Origin of the sequence: uncultured Cedecea sp., from assembly GCF_947498825.1 — a bacterium.
GTDB lineage: Bacteria > Pseudomonadota > Gammaproteobacteria > Enterobacterales > Enterobacteriaceae > JGM124.
The window spans coordinates 1-391 of sequence record NZ_CANMLV010000073.1 but is presented as its reverse complement, the minus strand read 5'-3'; the positions used below and the strand labels follow the sequence as shown (position 1 = coordinate 391).

The following is a 391-nucleotide window of genomic DNA, read 5'->3' as shown; positions in this document are numbered from 1 at the left end:
CCGTGGATATCCGCCCAGTCGAACACCCTGACGGTGGTCGGCCATTTCGCCCAGGGATTCCAGGCTTTACGGTGGTGTTCAAAAATATAAATCTTCTGTCGCTTACGATTAAACCGGACAGGCTGGCTTCTCGGGACAAATAAAGCCATTCTTAAACTGAGTATTACCATCGATAAAAAAATAAACGCTCCCCCCCATAAGATACAAATCATAGATATATCATCTCCATCAGAATAATTAAAATCCTGTGAAGAAATAATAGCAATAGACATACCGATAGCCATAATAAAGGGTATAACCGAGACGATAACGCAAAGCCATGCCAGACCCCACATAATATTTTCATAACGGGGAACCTCCATCCAAATGTCATTAATCTCTGTGACCTGTA

The 391-nt window shown here is 42.2% G+C and carries 1 protein-coding gene; it reads right to left on the bottom strand.

Features of this window, described 5'->3' with window-relative positions; all coding sequences use genetic code 11:
- The coding region (locus Q1A40_RS22975; protein WP_367275788.1) for a DUF6708 domain-containing protein at positions 1–362 on the bottom strand (362 nt) is incomplete at its 3' end.
- Positions 363–391 lie beyond the last annotated feature (29 nt).